The organism is Vibrio sp. 1562, assembly GCF_033340155.1.
In the GTDB taxonomy this organism is placed as follows: Bacteria; Pseudomonadota; Gammaproteobacteria; order Enterobacterales; family Vibrionaceae; genus Vibrio; species Vibrio alginolyticus.
This window is the reverse complement of the sequence record NZ_JAWOVY010000278.1, coordinates 1-746: the sequence shown is the minus strand read 5'-3', so window position 1 is coordinate 746 and position 746 is coordinate 1. Positions and strand designations below refer to the sequence as shown.

The 746-nt window shown below is 45.6% G+C and carries 1 protein-coding gene; it reads right to left on the bottom strand.

The window, feature by feature from the left end; genetic code table 11:
• Nucleotides 1–561 (bottom strand): sulfite exporter TauE/SafE family protein (locus R7Z49_RS24650; RefSeq protein ID WP_318112323.1); only part of this gene is annotated, 561 nt, incomplete at its 3' end.
• Nucleotides 562–746: the final 185 nt, after the last annotated feature.

The following is a 746-nucleotide window of genomic DNA, read 5'->3' as shown; positions in this document are numbered from 1 at the left end:
GTGCAACGTAAAGAAGCCCGCGGGGATTTGAACCACCAAAGAGATGATAGAACTGAATACGAAAAATGCCGACAAGTTACCGCGTAACTGGTTCGCTTCTTGATGCTGCAATAGCAATGCCATCGGAGGGCCACCGATTGCCGAGCTGGTACCAAACAAACCGGAGAAAAATCCAGCTAACGTCATACGCTGGGGTGTTGGTTCAATACGAAACGGAAGCACACTAACGATAACCGCGAATAGAACGAGTAAACCGATCCATAACGTCAGTGCTTGAGTGGAGACAAAGAACAGCATGAAGCCACCAGCAATAGAACCGGGAACTCGGCCAATCAGTGCCATTTTTAGACCACCGATTTCGACGCTACTGCGATGTTTCAGCGCATTCATGATCGAAATAAACAACGCGACCAAACAGATAGGTGCAGGCACATATTCGGGCGCCCATAGAATGAGCAACGGCGCGGCCACAATGGCTAAGCCAAAACCAATCGCAGTTTGGACAAAAGAACCGAGAAAAATCAGTCCCATCGCCAGCAAGTTAACCGAATCAAATTCCATCTAGATTATTCTTATATTCAGACAATCAATAAGGGCGCTAGACTTATCGAATTTCTAGATAATTGCCTAAGCCCGCCTTGCGTAGCATTCCTCAATGACCATGAAAAGACAATCTATTTGTCTGTTTTTAGACAACATTCATTTTCGCTAACCTCACTACCAACGTAAGGCTTTTCTTACAGAAA